Source organism: Thiothrix sp. UBA5583 (assembly GCA_002425225.1).
GTDB classification, from domain to species: Bacteria; Pseudomonadota; Gammaproteobacteria; order Thiotrichales; family Thiotrichaceae; genus Thiothrix; species Thiothrix moscowensis.
Genome location: DILV01000023.1, coordinates 62,787 through 76,091, shown reverse-complemented (window position 1 = coordinate 76,091; position 13,305 = coordinate 62,787). Strand labels below are relative to the sequence as shown.

Here is a 13,305-nt window from a genome sequence, read left to right as displayed (position 1 = left end):
TTGGGATGTTGGGTGGTTAACCACCACCTTTGCGGTAGTACAAGTCAAAGCGCCGGAGGAAAGTCTGGAAAGCCACCTCGTCCAGTTGCGCATAATCGAATTCCACCGGAACCCACGGCAAGGCCAGTGCCGCAATCCGCCGCACCTGCTCTTCGCCCAAGGTAATGCGCAATGATTTGCCCTCCAGCGTAACGTGGATGTGGTTATCGTCTTGCGTATAGGCATACCCATGCAGGGCTGCGGGCAAGAGTTGCAGAAACTCTGCCCGCGTAAACCCCATTTCGCGCTGGAGGAGAGAAATCGCCTTACCCCCCCGCCACTGGCGGCCAGATGGCAAGCGTATCACCTGCCTTGAGCCGCCCCGCCTGATCGCGGTCTGCGTGGCAGACAAATACGCCATTCAGCAACACCAGATGCGCCTGTTCACGCGGCACACGGAACAGGTCGATGACCGTGTTCAGGGTCGCGTCTTCCGGCACCTCCACCGCTACCGCGTTGCGTTGCGCATTCACGGGGAGCAGTGGGCTGAGGTTGGCGTACAGTTTCAGGGTAATGTTCATGACCGTTACGGAATATGCTGTGCCAGATAAGCCTCCATCACACGGGTCGGGTCAGCCATCAGCTTGTGCTTCCACCTGCCCAACCGGGTACGGCTCTGGATCAGGCCGCGCAACACGCCGATATGCTGGGTCATCCCCAGGGTATTCGCCCCCACTAGCACATCCTCCGCAAATTGCAGGTTGATGTAGCGGTAACGGTCGGCAGCATCCAGCGTGGCAGCGCCGCCCCCGTCCACCCCTTGCCACAAACCGAACGAGGCTGAAATCAGCCCCATCGTATCCAGCACGTTCATATTGATGCTGCCACGGTGCAAGGCATCCTTGCCACCTGCCATGTTGATGGCAGCCAGAGCGCAGTGCTCCACCGCTGTGGGCTGGATGGCCTGCACGCTGTAACCGCCGGTGGAAAAGTCCTTGCCTTCCGCCACGTCACCCGCTGCATAAATGTCCGGGTGACTGGTTTGCAAGCGCTCATTCACCAGAATGCCGTGGTTAATCTCCAGCACACCGCTGGCAAGATCGGTGTTGGCTTTCACACCTGTGGCGCAAATCACCAGACTGACCTTGAGTGGCTCCTGACCTTCCAGTTCCACTGTCAGCTTGCCTGCATCGCTGCTGACACCGTTGACACGGGTGGAAGTCAACACGCGCACGCCCTTGTTTTCACACCAGCGTTTCAGCAAGCCGCCGGACTTTTCGTCCATCATGCGCGGAACCATGCGGTTTTCCATTTCCACCACGGTCAGCTTGACGCCGCGCAATGCCAGTGCCTCCAGAATGATGCAGCCGATGAAGCCAGCGCCCATCAACACCACCTCATCGCCAACATTCGCCCCGGCAATGATCTGGCGGGTATCTGCCAGCGTCCAGCAGTTGACCACCCCCGGCAAATCCATACCGGGAATCGGTGGGCGGGTCGGGCGTGAACCGGTTGCCAGCAACAGTTTGTCAAAACCCAGCCGTGAACCATTATCCAGCGCCAGCGCCTTGCCATCAGCATCAATGCTATCCACCCGTTGTTGCAGCAGCTCAATCCGCAAGGCGTCGAAATGGTCGGGAGCAGTACGCAGATGCGTACCACCCTCGTCTACCTTGCCGATCAGGTGGTAAGGAATCGCCATGCGCGAGTAGGGGCGCTCCGCTTCCCCGCCAATCAGGGTAATGTCAGCATCCGGCGAACGTTTGCGCAGCGTTTCCGCCGCTACCACGCCTGCCGGGCCTGTGCCAATAATCACATGATTCATGCACACCTCATCCCGGCAGGCCGTAACGTTGGCGGGTTGCGTCGGTCAGTTGCCCGTCCGCTGTCCAGCCGCGCAGTTCGTAGTATTTGGGCAGCATCACATCGAGGCCAGCCACCAAACCCTTGGCAGGGCCGACGTTGGCTGCGTCTTTCAGCAAGCGTTTCGGCAGGGTGTCATCCGCACCGGTCAGACCAGCCCGCATATTGAAATCGCGTTCCAGGTTCCAGATGCGTGCGCCGACTTCGGCACATTTTTCCACAGACCAGTCGCCTTCGCAGGCCGCATCAATCTGCGGGGCAATGTTTTCCAGCGACCAGGCAAAGGTGGTGAACAGGCACAGGCCGGAGGAATCCACCGCTGCGGTCGCATCCTGAAAGGCAATCACCAGTTCCGGTTTGCCATCCGTTGCCAGCGGGTCGGTCTTGATGGGGATGCCCAACACTTCGGAGGCCACGGTGTAACTGCGCAAATGGCAAGCACCCCGGTTGGAGGTGGCGTAAGTCAGCCCCATGCCCTGAATGCCGCGCGGGTCATAGGCGGGGAATTCCTGCCCCTTGACCGTCATTGACAGTTCAGGATGCCCATACAATTCGCACATGCGTTTGGAACCCAGCCCCAGGATTTTGCCGAAACCTTCGCCTCTGGCCGTCAGTTCCGTCACCGCCACCAGCGCTTCCGCCGAGCCGAATTTCAGCTCAATCCCGCCGGTATATTCCGGGGTGATTACCCCCATTTCGTACAGCTCCATCGCTGCCGCCACGGTTGCACCGAAGGAAATCGGATCCATGCCGTCTTCATTGCACAGGAAGTTGACGTAAGTCAGCGCGTTCAGGTCATCCACGCCGGTATCCGGCCCCAGTGCCCAGGCCGCTTCGTATTCCAGACCGCCGGAATTGCCCCAGTATTCGGGCTTTTCCTTGATGGAGAAATGCCCCTGGTCGATGGTGGAAATGCGCCCGCAAGCAATGGTGCAACCGAAACAACCGGCATTGCGGGTCAGGTTGGGTTTGCCGTCGGATTTGCGTGGCTCGTGCATGGCTTCGCCGGACACACTGTGTGCACCTTCAAACTGCACTTCGCGCATGTTGCGGGTTGGCAATGCGCCCATTTCGTTGATGACGTTCATCAGTACCTGCGTACCGTATTTGGGCAAACCCGCACCGGTTACGGCATTGTCCGCCAGCACTTTTTTCTGTGCCGCCACCTGCTGCATGAAACGGATCGGGTCTTTGATATTGCCCACCCCTTTCGTCCCACGGATAGCTACCGCCTTGAGGTTTTTGGAAGCCATCACCGTACCCACCCCCGAACGCCCTGCCGCACGGTGCAGGTCATTGACGATGGCGGAATACAGGCAACCGGCTTCCGCCGAGCGCCCCACGCAGGAAATGCGGATTTGTGGATCCTGGTGTTTCTGGTGGATCAGCTCATCGGTTTCCCACACCGATTTGCCCCACAGGTCGTCGGCAGGCAGGATTTCCACCTGGTCGTTTTCCACGTAGAGGTAGACCGGGGACGGCGCTTTGCCTTCAAAAATGATCATGTCCCACCCGGCGTTTTTCATTTCTGCCCCAATGAAACCGCCGGAGTTGGAGCAGGCAATTGCGCCAGTCAGCGGGCTTTTGGTGATGACGGAATAACGCCCGCCGGTGGACGCCATCGTGCCGGTCAGCGGGCCGGTGGTCATGATCAGCTTGTTGTCGGGGCCGAGCGCATCGACCCTGGGGTCAACTTCTTCAACAAAATAACGGGTCGCCAGACCGCGCTGACCGAGGTAATCACGCGCCCATTCCATGTTGAGGGGTTCAACCTGTACCGTAGCGTTGCTCAGGTTGATGCGCAGAATCTGTTTAGTCCATGCCATGTTCGTATCCTCCTCAAGCGGCTGCGTGTTGGGTGTTGATCTTGTCGGCCCAGGCACGCATCCGTTCCAGACCGGTGGCATCAGCATCAATGTAGGTGATTGCGCCGGTCGGGCAGGCTTGCGCACATTGCGGGTTGCCGCCACACAGGTCGCACTTGATCACCTTGCCGCTGGCAGAGTTGTAATTCACCGTACCGAACGGGCAGGCAATGGTACAGACCTTGCAGCCCACACAGCGGTCATTGAGCACATCTTTCGAGCCGGTCGCCGCATTGAACACAATCGCTTCGACCGGGCAGGCTTTCATGCACCAGGCATCATCACACTGGGTACAGGTGTAGGGGACAAAACGCCCGGCATCGTGGAAGGTGAACACCTTGATGCGCGAACGGGACGGGTTGAAGATACCTTCGTTTTCATACGAGCAGGCCATCTCGCATTGCAGGCAGCCTGTGCATTTATCGGGATTTATATACAGCGATTTGAGCATGTCGCTTCCTCCTCTGGAATTTCAGCCGGTTGCTGTGTCAGTATTTGCAAACGACTATACACAAGCATAGGTTGTAAAAAGGTAGGCAGCAGGAAATCCACAAGCAACGGAGGGGAACGGATGCTGCAACAACCCAGCCGCCGGGAGGTTCTGGAACAACGTCAGCAAGCCTTGGCTCAGGTATGGCAAACCTTTGTCACCGGCGGAGCCTTGCCAACCACGGGCAGTGTACTCGCCGCCGATATTGCGGCTTCCTGGCGACGCTGCCTGCAACACCTCAATCCGTGGAAAACGGCTGCCCCACTGGAAGTGCAACCCCTGCCGCAAAAACTGTGGGAAGCTTCCCCCCTGCGGCAGGCCATCCTGCCGGTACAGGCAGCGCTGGAACAGGTCGTGGCGGATGGCTCCATGGTAGCCGCCATGGCAGATGGCCTAGGGCGGATTCTGTGGACTTCAGCCAACCCTTACATGCACGGGCGGGCTGCCAGAGTCCATTTAGTGGCAGGCAGTTGCTGGGATGAACGTTCCGCCGGAACCAATGCCATTGCCCTGGCCTTGCGCCATCGCCGCACCGTGGTGGTGTTTGCTGCGGAACATTATTCGCGCTACATGCACGACTGGGTGTGTTACGCCACCCCCATATTGCACCCGCAATCCGGCGAAACCCTCGGCATTTTCAGCGTTGCCACCCTGTGGGACAACCATACCCCGTTCGGGGAACTGGCGGTGACGGAACTGGCTCGCACCATCCGGCGGCATTTGCCCGACAGCCAACGCCATGCCGAACTGCAAATCCACGCCCTGGGCTTTCCGCGCGTGATCTTTCGCGGGCAGGAAATTCACCTGTCACTGCGGCAGACGGAAATCCTCTGCCTGCTGATCCTCAACCCGCAGGGCTTGCCGCTGGCGGGGCTGCATTCTGCCCTGTATGGCGATGCCCCTGTGACCCTGGCCTCCCTCAAGGCGGAACTGTCCCACCTGCGTCACCTGCTGGATGGGCAGATCGGTTCACGCCCCTACCGCCTGCTGGTTTCCACCTGGGCGGATTTCGTCATCCTCTGGCAATTGCTCAAGGATCAACAAGCCGACCAGGCGCTCAACCTGTACCGGGGCGTGTTCATGCCCAGCTCTGCATCACCGGAACTGGAAGAATGGCGCAACTGCATCGAAGCGGTGATGGAACAGGTCGTGGCTGCCTGCCGTGACCCGGAGGTGCTGATCGGCAGTTTGTGCAACGGGGCGCAAGGCAGTGAGCGGGTACGGGAACGGCTGGCGGAACTGGTGGGGGAGTCGTCATAGCTACCACCCCAGCATCTGCACCTGCACCACATCCCCCACCTCCACTGTTGCACATGCCTCCGGCAGGATGATCAGGCAATTGGCCTGGCTCATGGAAGTCAGCATCCCCGACCCCTGATAGCCGGTCTTTTCCACCACCAACCTGCCACCGTCACGCCTGAGGATGCCGCGCTGGTATTCGGTGCGTCCCGGCTGCTTTTTCAGGCGGCTGTTGCAGACCACATCCAGCAGCAGCGGTTCGTAGTCGTGTTGCCCCGCCAGTTTCAGCAATGCCGGTTGCACGAATTGCAGGAATGTCACCATCACCGCCACCGGATTGCCCGGCAAGCCAAAGAACAGCGCCTTGCCCAGCGTACCGAACGCCAGCGGACGTCCCGGCTTGATGGCAATTTTCCAGAAACTGATCTGCCCCAGCCGGGCGAGGATGCCCTTGATGTAATCGGCCTCCCCCACCGACACGCCGCCGGAGGTGATCACCACGTCAGCAGCGGCGGATGCTTGTTGCAGGGCAGCTTCCAGCGAAGCCGGGTCATCACGCACCACCCCCATGTCGAGGATGTCAGCACCCAGTTGTTGCAACATGCCGTACAGGGTGTAACGGTTGCTGTCGTAGACTTGCCCGTGTGCCAGCGGTTCGCCGATTGAGCGCAACTCATCCCCGGTGGAAAAGAACGCCACCCGCAATGGGCGGTAGACGGCGACTTCGCCAATCCCCAGCGAGGCCAATACGCCGAGGTCGGCAGGGTTGATGCGCTGACCTGCTTTCAGGACGGCACTGCCCAGCGCAATGTCTTCCCCGGCATGACGCACGTTTTGACCGCTGCGGTGGCCAGTGCCGATACGGATCAGGTTTTCCCCGGCGACTTCGGCCTGTTCCTGCATCACCACCGTATCTGTACCGTCCGGGATGGCAGCGCCGGTCATGATGCGCACGCATTCGCCTTCTGCACACGCACCGGCAAACGCTTGCCCCGCATAGGCTGTGCCGATCAGGCGGAACTCACCAATGGCATCCTGCGGCAAATCCGCCCCGCGCAGCGCATAGCCATCCATCGCCGAGTTGGTGTGGTTGGGGACGTTGAACGGTGAAATCACCTCCACTGCCAGCACCTGTCCCAGCGCATCGCGCAACGGGCGCTTGATGGCGGGGGTGATGTCGGGCAAGGCGGCCAGAATGCGGCTACGGGCAGCAGCCACCGACAGGCTGGTGGGGTCTTGGCTGTCAGCGCAACTGGCGCTGGTGCGGAGGGTGGTGTTGGTATCCATGCAGGGTGACTCCCGGTCTGCTCATGAGGCAAAGTGGTGCAAGGGGGTTATGTTAGCGAATCGCGCCCTGGCTGTAACCGCTTGCAGCTTACCTGCCTGCAAATGCAGGTGTTCGTTGACCAGCGAGGAAAAATAGTCTGGGTCGTGGCTGGCAACCAGCAAGGCCATGCCGTCATCCCGCAACTGGCGCAACAACTGGATGGTGCGTAAGCGGGCATCCTTGTCCATATTGGCGGTGGGTTCATCCAGCAGCAGGATGCGCGGTTGCCGCAGCCATGCCCGTGCCAGCGCCACCCGCTGGTATTCGCCACCTGACAGGGTTTTTGCCGGGGTGTCGGCAATGCGTTCCAGCACCGCCCATTGCAATGCCTGCTGGATGCGTGCCTGCCGCACGGCTTTGTCGAGCTGGCGTGGCAGGGCGTAATCGAGGTTGTCGCGCACGCTGCCTTCAAACATGTAGGGCTGCTGGTGCAGGTACAGCACGCTGGGTTGCAGGGTCTTGCGGTACTGCTTCCAGTTGAGCAGGCCAAAGCCGGTATCGACCTGGAACTGCTCCGGCTTGTCGAACCCGGCGAGGATGCGCAACAGGGTGGTCTTGCCCGCGCCATTGTCGCCGGTCAGCAGGGTGCAATGCGTCTGGCACAGGCTCAGTTCCAGCCCGTCGAGGATGTGGCGTTGCTGGAAATGCTGATGGATATGGCGGAAATGCAGTTCATTCATGAGCCGATGTGTCCTTTGCCCTGAAAGTGGTGCAGCAAGGCGTTGAGGGTGAAAGCCAGCACCAGCAGCACCATGCCCAGCGCAATGCCCTGGGCGAATTCACCCTTGCTGGTTTCCAGCGCAATTGCGGTGGGGATATTGCGGGTATGGTGCAGGATATTGCCACCCAGCATCATCGACGCGCCCACTTCCGAAATGATGCGCCCGAACGAAGCCAACACCGCTGCCAGCAGGCCGAAACGCACTTCGTAGGTAATGGTCAGCAGCGCCCGCAGGTGTGATGCCCCCAAGGTACGTGCCGTTTCCCACGCCCGCCGGTCAGCCGCCTGCAAGGCCGAGTGGCCGATTGACACCAGCATCGGAAACGCCAGCACCACCTGCCCCATCACCATCGCGGTCTGGGTGAACAGCAAGCGCCATTCCCCCAGCGGCCCCTGCCGCGACAGCAGCAGGTACAGGGTCAGGCCGATCACCACCGTGGGTACGGACAACAGGGTACTGAACAGCGCAATGGTCAGGCGTCTGCCGGGGAATTGCCCATACGCCAGTACGAATGCCAGCAACAGGGCGGGGGGCGTGGCAATCAGCAAGGCCAGCGCCGAGACTTCAAACGAAATGCCGACGATTTCCCACAACGCCTGATCCCCGCTGAACAGCAGGGTCAGGGCATCGGCGCTGGCATCCAGCAAGGTTGCCATGCGGGTTTATTTGGCTGCGGCGGGGGCAGCCTCGGCAGGTTTACTGTCTGCTTTGTCAGCATTGGGGGTAAACAGCACGCTGTCATGCACCTTGAAGTTACCAATGGCCTGCTGGCCTTCGGCGGACACCATCCAGTCAATCAATGCCTGCGCACCCGCGTGGTTGATGTCAGCGTAACGGCTCTGGCTCACGGCGATGATGCCGTAAGGGTTGAACAGATCCTTGTCACCTTCGTGCAGGATTTTCAGCGGGGATTTGTCCATTGCCGACAGCCAGGTTCCCCGGTCAGCCAGGGTGTAGGCTGACAGTTCGCCTGCCATCTGGATGACCTTTTCCATGCCATCCCCGGCTTCACGATACCATTCGCCTGCCGGTTGGGTGCTGGCAGCTTCCCACAGTTTCAGCTCTTTCTTGTGCGTGCCGGAATCATCACCACGGGAAATGAAGACAGCCTGTTTGGCGGCAATCTTGCCAAGGGCTTCCGGGGCAGTTGTGGAACCCTTGATGGCAGCCGGATCAGTTTCCGGCCCCAGAATGATGAAATCGTTGTACATCACCGGGTAGCGCTTGTCGCCGAAGCCTTTTTCCACGAATTCCTTTTCGGCAGCAGGGGCGTGCGACAGCACCACATCCACATCGCCGTCTTCGCCCATTTTCAGCGCCTTGCCGGAACCGACGGCGATCACTTGCACGCTGTAGCCGCTGTTGGCTTCAAATTTGGGCAGGATGTCCTGCAACAGACCGGAATTTTCGGTGCTGGTGGTGGTGGCCATCTTGATGACCTTGTTGGCGGGTGGCTTGGTGTCGTCGGCATGGATGGCGAAAGCCGTCAGGCTCAGGCTAACAGCCAGCAGGCCAGCGAACAGGCGGGTTGATTTCATGGTGCTTCTCCTCTCTCTTGCTTACAACATTCCCAACCTGACTGTAAAAACCAAAGGTTGGTTTTAGGTTGGTTTGCCGTGCAGACGCTGGAGGATGTAATCTGCCACTGTTTGTGGCTGGTTGAGATCCAGTTTTGGCAAATGGGGCGGCACATCCAGCGCAGGGTCATCGGTGGCTATGGCGATGATATTGCCGTCAGTCGGAAACATCAGTGGTTTGCCGACACTCGGGCGGTGCAGTTCGATCTTGGGATACGGCTCGTGCTTGAAACCTTCCACCAGGATCAGGTCGGTGTTTTCCGGCAGGATGCCGCTGATGGCGTCGGCCAGTGAGGCTTCACGCTGGCGCTCATGCCCGACTTCACGCAGGGAAATGATGCGCTGGTGCGAGGCCAGCACCACCTGTTGCGCCCCGGCTTCGCGCATCCGGTAGCTGTCCTTGCCCGGCTGGTCGAGGTCAATGACATGGTGGGTATGCTTGACCACCGCAATGCGCAAACCTGCCGCCTTCAACAGCGGGATCACCTGGGTCAGCAAAGTGGTCTTGCCCGTGCCGCTGTAGGCGCAGAAACCCAGCAAAGGCACGCGCCCTTCCAGCATCTGCTTGTCCGCCGGGGTATTCATGTTGCGGAACATGGCTGCGCAGTCGGAAAAATCTACCACTGCCATGCGGTGGCGTTTGTACCAGTCATGCGGGCTGCGCCCCCCCTGTTGCAGGTAGGCTTGCAGATCGTCCAGCAGGCATTGCGACAACAGCGCGTACACAGGTTGCAGGCGGAAACCGTCGTGCGCCACCGCCAGTTCCGCCCCTTCGCTTTGCAAGGCGGTTAACAGCCGCTCTGCCAGTTGTGGTGGCACATTGGGCGCATCACACGGCACGGTGAGGACATAAGGCGTGCTGGCGACCCGCAAGGCCGCAGCGAAACCCGCCAGTGGCCCCTGAAAGCCTTCCACCACGTCAGCGATGACCATGCCGTAACGCCGGTAGCTATCGGCATGGCGGTTGGCGCTGATCAGCACCTTGCCGACCTGTGCTTGCAAACCATCCAGCACGTGTTCGATCAGCGGACGCCCGTGGAACAGCAGCAAGCCTTTGTCCTGCCCGCCCATGCGGCTACCTTGTCCGCCTGCCAGTACCACTGCGGTGGTACTCCCCTTGCGCCATTCCCCATGCTCCGTCATGCTTATTGCGGCTCCCGGCTTGAACTTGGTAAAACAAACCTATGATAGCAACTAACCCCGACAAAAACCTGCTGGTTGACCGCTTCGGGCGGCAGGTTACTTACGTGCGCCTTTCCGTCACCGACCGCTGCGACTTGCGCTGTGTGTACTGCATGTGCGAAGACATGACCTTCCTGCCACGCGAACAGTTGCTGACGCTGGAAGAAATGGCACGGCTGGGCAAAGCCTTCGTCGATCTTGGTGTGCATAAAATCCGCATCACCGGGGGTGAACCCTTGGTACGGCGCAATATCCTCAAGCTGTTCCGCGACCTGGGTCAACTGGAAGGCTTACGCGACCTGACCCTGACCACCAATGGCACACAGCTTGCCCGCTACGCGCAGGAACTGAAAGATGCCGGAGTGACCCGTATCAATATCAGCCTCGACACCCTCAAGCCCGACCGTTTCCATGCCCTGACCCGCCTCGGCGACATCAGCAAGGTGATGGCGGGGATTGATGCGGCACTGGAGGCCGGTTTCGAGCGCGTCAAGTTGAATGCGGTGATCCTCAAACACCACAACCACGATGAAATCATGGACTTGGTGGAATTTGCCCACGGGCGGGGGATGGACATCACCTTCATTGAGGAAATGCCACTGGGCGTGATTGGCGACCACGACCGTGCCGAAGCCTATTATTCCAGCGATGACATCCTGCGCGATTTGCAGCAGCAGATGGAACTGCATGAGGTGGAAGACAATACCGGCGGGCCAGCCCGCTACGTCAAACCGGCAGGCAGCCCTTACCGGATCGGCTTCATTTCCCCGCACAGCCACAATTTCTGCGACACCTGCAACCGGGTGCGGGTGACGGCAGAAGGGCGGCTATTGCTGTGTCTGGGGCAGGAACATTCGGTGGATTTGCGCCGGGTATTGCGAGCCAATCCGACTGAGGATGAGAAGGTGCGTGAGGCACTGCTGGCGTCGATGGCGATCAAGCCGCAAGGGCATGAATTTGCACTGGGGGGGCAGCCCGTCATTTTTCGCCACATGAGCGTGACGGGCGGCTGAGTCGGGCGGTTACTAGAAACCCAGACTACCCCAGTAAGCCTGTTCCGAAGATTCAAAAATACCATCGTTATTGTTGTCTGTTTCCAGCAACGCAAATAGCCCATTTGCCAAAGCCGTTACCCGCATGGTTGGCTGGCCTGCACCCTGTACCAAAACTTGCCCTGTCGTTGGTTCGGAGTCAGTATTGCCGCCAAATGGCGGTGCGGTGGTATAGGTCAGGTTGATAACCTGGTTGTCCATGGAAAAGCTCATGCTGACATCATGATCTATGCTGTAAGCACCACTGACATTTTGGCTATAGGCAAAATTGGATGGGTTATAGATAAACTGTGTCTGCTGACCAGCAAAAGTGTCTGTACTTTGCAAGCGGTTGGTGGTCAAGCTGGAATTGTAGGTTATCCTGTTTGCGTCATAAGAGACATTTACAGTAGCAGAGCCATTGATGGTACTGGTTTCGCTGCTGGAGCTATTTCTGGTGACAAAGTTTGTAAAAGTCATGTTCTGTTGGACAGACCAGTTAGATGCCCCAAATGGGTTGCCTGCATAGAGGAAGTCCGGCAGTGTCCCGTTGGCTGCGGTGATCGTGCCGGAAATGTTGCCTGACACATAGACTGTACCATTACCATCGTTGCAGTTGTTGTAGGTAGTGGTGTAGGTATCACCTGTGGATACGGAAGAGTTGCGGTCATTATCAGAAAAACGCAGTGTTGTTGAACCACCCAACGAACAAGAATTAACACCTGTATCCCGTGCAGAGGTTTTACCTGCCGATACGAGATAGGGTACCTCCTCCATTGCCAAGGTTATAAGCATATTTTGGGTATTTACGCTGGCAATATAAATTTGTGCCGCCTCTCTAGCGTTGACCTGTACCGTTGTGACGCCACTGTTTCCGCCACCGCCACCGCCACCTCCGCAGGCAGTTAATGTCAACAGGGATGACAATGCGATCAAGGTAAGGAACTTTTTGGAATAAATAGTGTGCACTTGGATTTCCTCCCGGAAATAGTCGAAAAGATTCATGGATATTAATTCTGACTATGACCGGGAGTAAAGAAGAAAAGTTTCAATCAGTTTACATGGCTATTAACTGCTCAGGCTGGCACGTCCCACTATCAGTGGGTCAACCCCGTTGATGTTGCGGGAATCCCTGCCTTTGTATTCCAGTTTGTTCAGCACGTAGCGCATCGCATTGAGGCGGGCGCGTTTTTTGCAGTCTGATTTGATGATGATCCACGGGCACTCGGAGGTGTCGGTGTGGAAGAACATCGCTTCCTTGGCTTTGCTGTAATCGTCCCATTTTTCGAGGGAAGCAAGGTCAATCGGGCTGAGTTTCCACTGCTTGAGCGGATGCAGCTCACGTTCCTTGAAGCGGCGGCGCTGTTCTTTGCGGCTGACCGAGAACCAGAACTTGATGATGTGGACGCCACTGTTGACCAAGTGGCGTTCCAGCTCTGGAGCCTGGCGCATGAAAGCCAGGTATTCGTTTTCGTTACAGAAACCCATGACGCGCTCGACACCGGCACGGTTGTACCAGGAGCGGTCAAACAGCACGATTTCGCCTGCGGCTGGCAGATGCTGGATATAACGCTGGAAATACCATTGCCCACGCTCGGTATCCGTGGGTTTTTCCAGTGCCACGACTCGAGCACCACGCGGATTGAGGTGTTCCATGAAACGCTTGATCGTACCACCCTTACCGGCGGCATCACGCCCTTCAAACAGGATGACGACCCGCTGCCCGGTTTCTTTGACCCAGGCTTGCAACTTGAGCAACTCGACTTGCAGGTAGTATTTCTGTTTTTCATAGGCTTTGCGTGACAGGCGGTTTTTGTAGGGGTAAACCGCGTTACGCCAGTCGTCAACCAGTTCATCATCCGGGCTGACCGGCATTTTGGCTTCAAATTTCTGCCAGCGTTGCAGGGCAACCTTGAGGGCGGCAGCGTCATCCGGGGATGCGCCTTCCAGAATGGCTTCCAGCGCTTTGAAAGCCGCCGCCGTGTCCGATGGTTTGGGTTCGGTACGATCCAGAATGTCTTCGGCAGCAG

At 58.5% G+C, this 13,305-nt stretch carries 14 protein-coding genes; 2 read left to right on the top strand and 12 right to left on the bottom strand.

Annotated elements, in window-relative coordinates:
* Nucleotides 1–16: 16 nt before the first annotated feature.
* The 5 genes from B2U47_RS07870 to B2U47_RS07850 are packed head-to-tail and all read right to left on the bottom strand — an operon-like array spanning nucleotide 17 to nucleotide 4,158.
* The gene (locus B2U47_RS07870) at nucleotides 17–337 is read right to left on the bottom strand and encodes a hypothetical protein (protein ID WP_296677053.1); all 321 of its coding nucleotides are present in this window, start codon (nucleotides 335–337) and stop codon (nucleotides 17–19) included.
* A complete protein-coding gene (locus B2U47_RS07865) occupies nucleotides 306–560 on the bottom strand; it encodes a MoaD/ThiS family protein (RefSeq protein WP_296677049.1) in 255 nt (84 codons plus the stop codon). The genes B2U47_RS07870 and B2U47_RS07865 overlap by 32 nt, the downstream gene beginning before the upstream one ends.
* Nucleotides 561–565: 5 nt before the next feature.
* Nucleotides 566–1,804 carry an NAD(P)/FAD-dependent oxidoreductase gene (locus tag B2U47_RS07860; protein WP_296677046.1) on the bottom strand — a complete coding sequence of 413 codons (1,239 nt, stop codon included), beginning with the start codon at nucleotides 1,802–1,804 and terminating at the stop codon, nucleotides 566–568.
* 7 nt (nucleotides 1,805–1,811) lie between these two features.
* Entirely contained in the window at nucleotides 1,812–3,668 is a 1,857-nt protein-coding gene (locus tag B2U47_RS07855) for an aldehyde ferredoxin oxidoreductase family protein (protein ID WP_296677042.1), read from the bottom strand.
* 13 nt (nucleotides 3,669–3,681) lie between these two features.
* Entirely contained in the window at nucleotides 3,682–4,158 is a 477-nt protein-coding gene (locus B2U47_RS07850; RefSeq protein ID WP_296677039.1) for a 4Fe-4S dicluster domain-containing protein, read from the bottom strand.
* A gap of 120 nt (nucleotides 4,159–4,278) precedes the next feature.
* Here B2U47_RS07850 and B2U47_RS07845 point away from each other — a divergent pair, with 120 nt between their 5' ends.
* Entirely contained in the window at nucleotides 4,279–5,457 is a 1,179-nt protein-coding gene (locus tag B2U47_RS07845; protein ID WP_296677037.1) for a transcriptional regulator, read from the top strand.
* On the opposite strand, the gene glp is transcribed toward B2U47_RS07845, so the two are convergent.
* The 5 genes from glp to mobA all read right to left on the bottom strand — a co-directional run bounded on the left by glp (nucleotide 5,458) and on the right by mobA (nucleotide 10,205).
* Nucleotides 5,458–6,723, bottom strand: a complete 1,266-nt coding sequence (glp, locus tag B2U47_RS07840; RefSeq protein ID WP_296677033.1) for a gephyrin-like molybdotransferase Glp — start codon at nucleotides 6,721–6,723, stop codon at nucleotides 5,458–5,460.
* A gap of 21 nt (nucleotides 6,724–6,744) precedes the next feature.
* On the bottom strand, nucleotides 6,745–7,443 hold the full coding sequence (locus tag B2U47_RS07835) for an ABC transporter ATP-binding protein (protein WP_296677030.1): 699 nt from the start codon (nucleotides 7,441–7,443) through the stop codon (nucleotides 6,745–6,747).
* Complete coding sequence (locus B2U47_RS07830) at nucleotides 7,440–8,141, bottom strand: ABC transporter permease (RefSeq protein WP_296677026.1); 702 nt, start codon at nucleotides 8,139–8,141, stop codon at nucleotides 7,440–7,442. The genes B2U47_RS07835 and B2U47_RS07830 overlap by 4 nt, the downstream gene beginning before the upstream one ends.
* Nucleotides 8,142–8,147: 6 nt before the next feature.
* The gene (locus tag B2U47_RS07825; RefSeq protein WP_296677023.1) at nucleotides 8,148–9,023 is read right to left on the bottom strand and encodes a substrate-binding domain-containing protein; all 876 of its coding nucleotides are present in this window, start codon (nucleotides 9,021–9,023) and stop codon (nucleotides 8,148–8,150) included.
* A 63-nt stretch (nucleotides 9,024–9,086) separates the two neighbouring features.
* Nucleotides 9,087–10,205: a molybdenum cofactor guanylyltransferase MobA gene (gene mobA, locus B2U47_RS07820; RefSeq protein WP_296677021.1), complete on the bottom strand. Its 1,119-nt coding sequence runs from the start codon at nucleotides 10,203–10,205 to the stop codon at nucleotides 9,087–9,089.
* A 41-nt stretch (nucleotides 10,206–10,246) separates the two neighbouring features.
* Between mobA and moaA the strand changes: the two genes are divergently transcribed.
* Nucleotides 10,247–11,257: a GTP 3',8-cyclase MoaA gene (gene moaA, locus B2U47_RS07815; protein ID WP_296677018.1), complete on the top strand. Its 1,011-nt coding sequence runs from the start codon at nucleotides 10,247–10,249 to the stop codon at nucleotides 11,255–11,257.
* Between the two features lie 12 nt (nucleotides 11,258–11,269).
* Here the strand turns inward: moaA and B2U47_RS07810 are convergent, their stop codons facing one another.
* Entirely contained in the window at nucleotides 11,270–12,280 is a 1,011-nt protein-coding gene (locus B2U47_RS07810; RefSeq protein WP_296677016.1) for a hypothetical protein, read from the bottom strand.
* Between the two features lie 63 nt (nucleotides 12,281–12,343).
* The gene (ppk2, locus tag B2U47_RS07805) at nucleotides 12,344–13,150 is read right to left on the bottom strand and encodes a polyphosphate kinase 2 (RefSeq protein WP_296683078.1); all 807 of its coding nucleotides are present in this window, start codon (nucleotides 13,148–13,150) and stop codon (nucleotides 12,344–12,346) included.
* Nucleotides 13,151–13,305 lie beyond the last annotated feature (155 nt).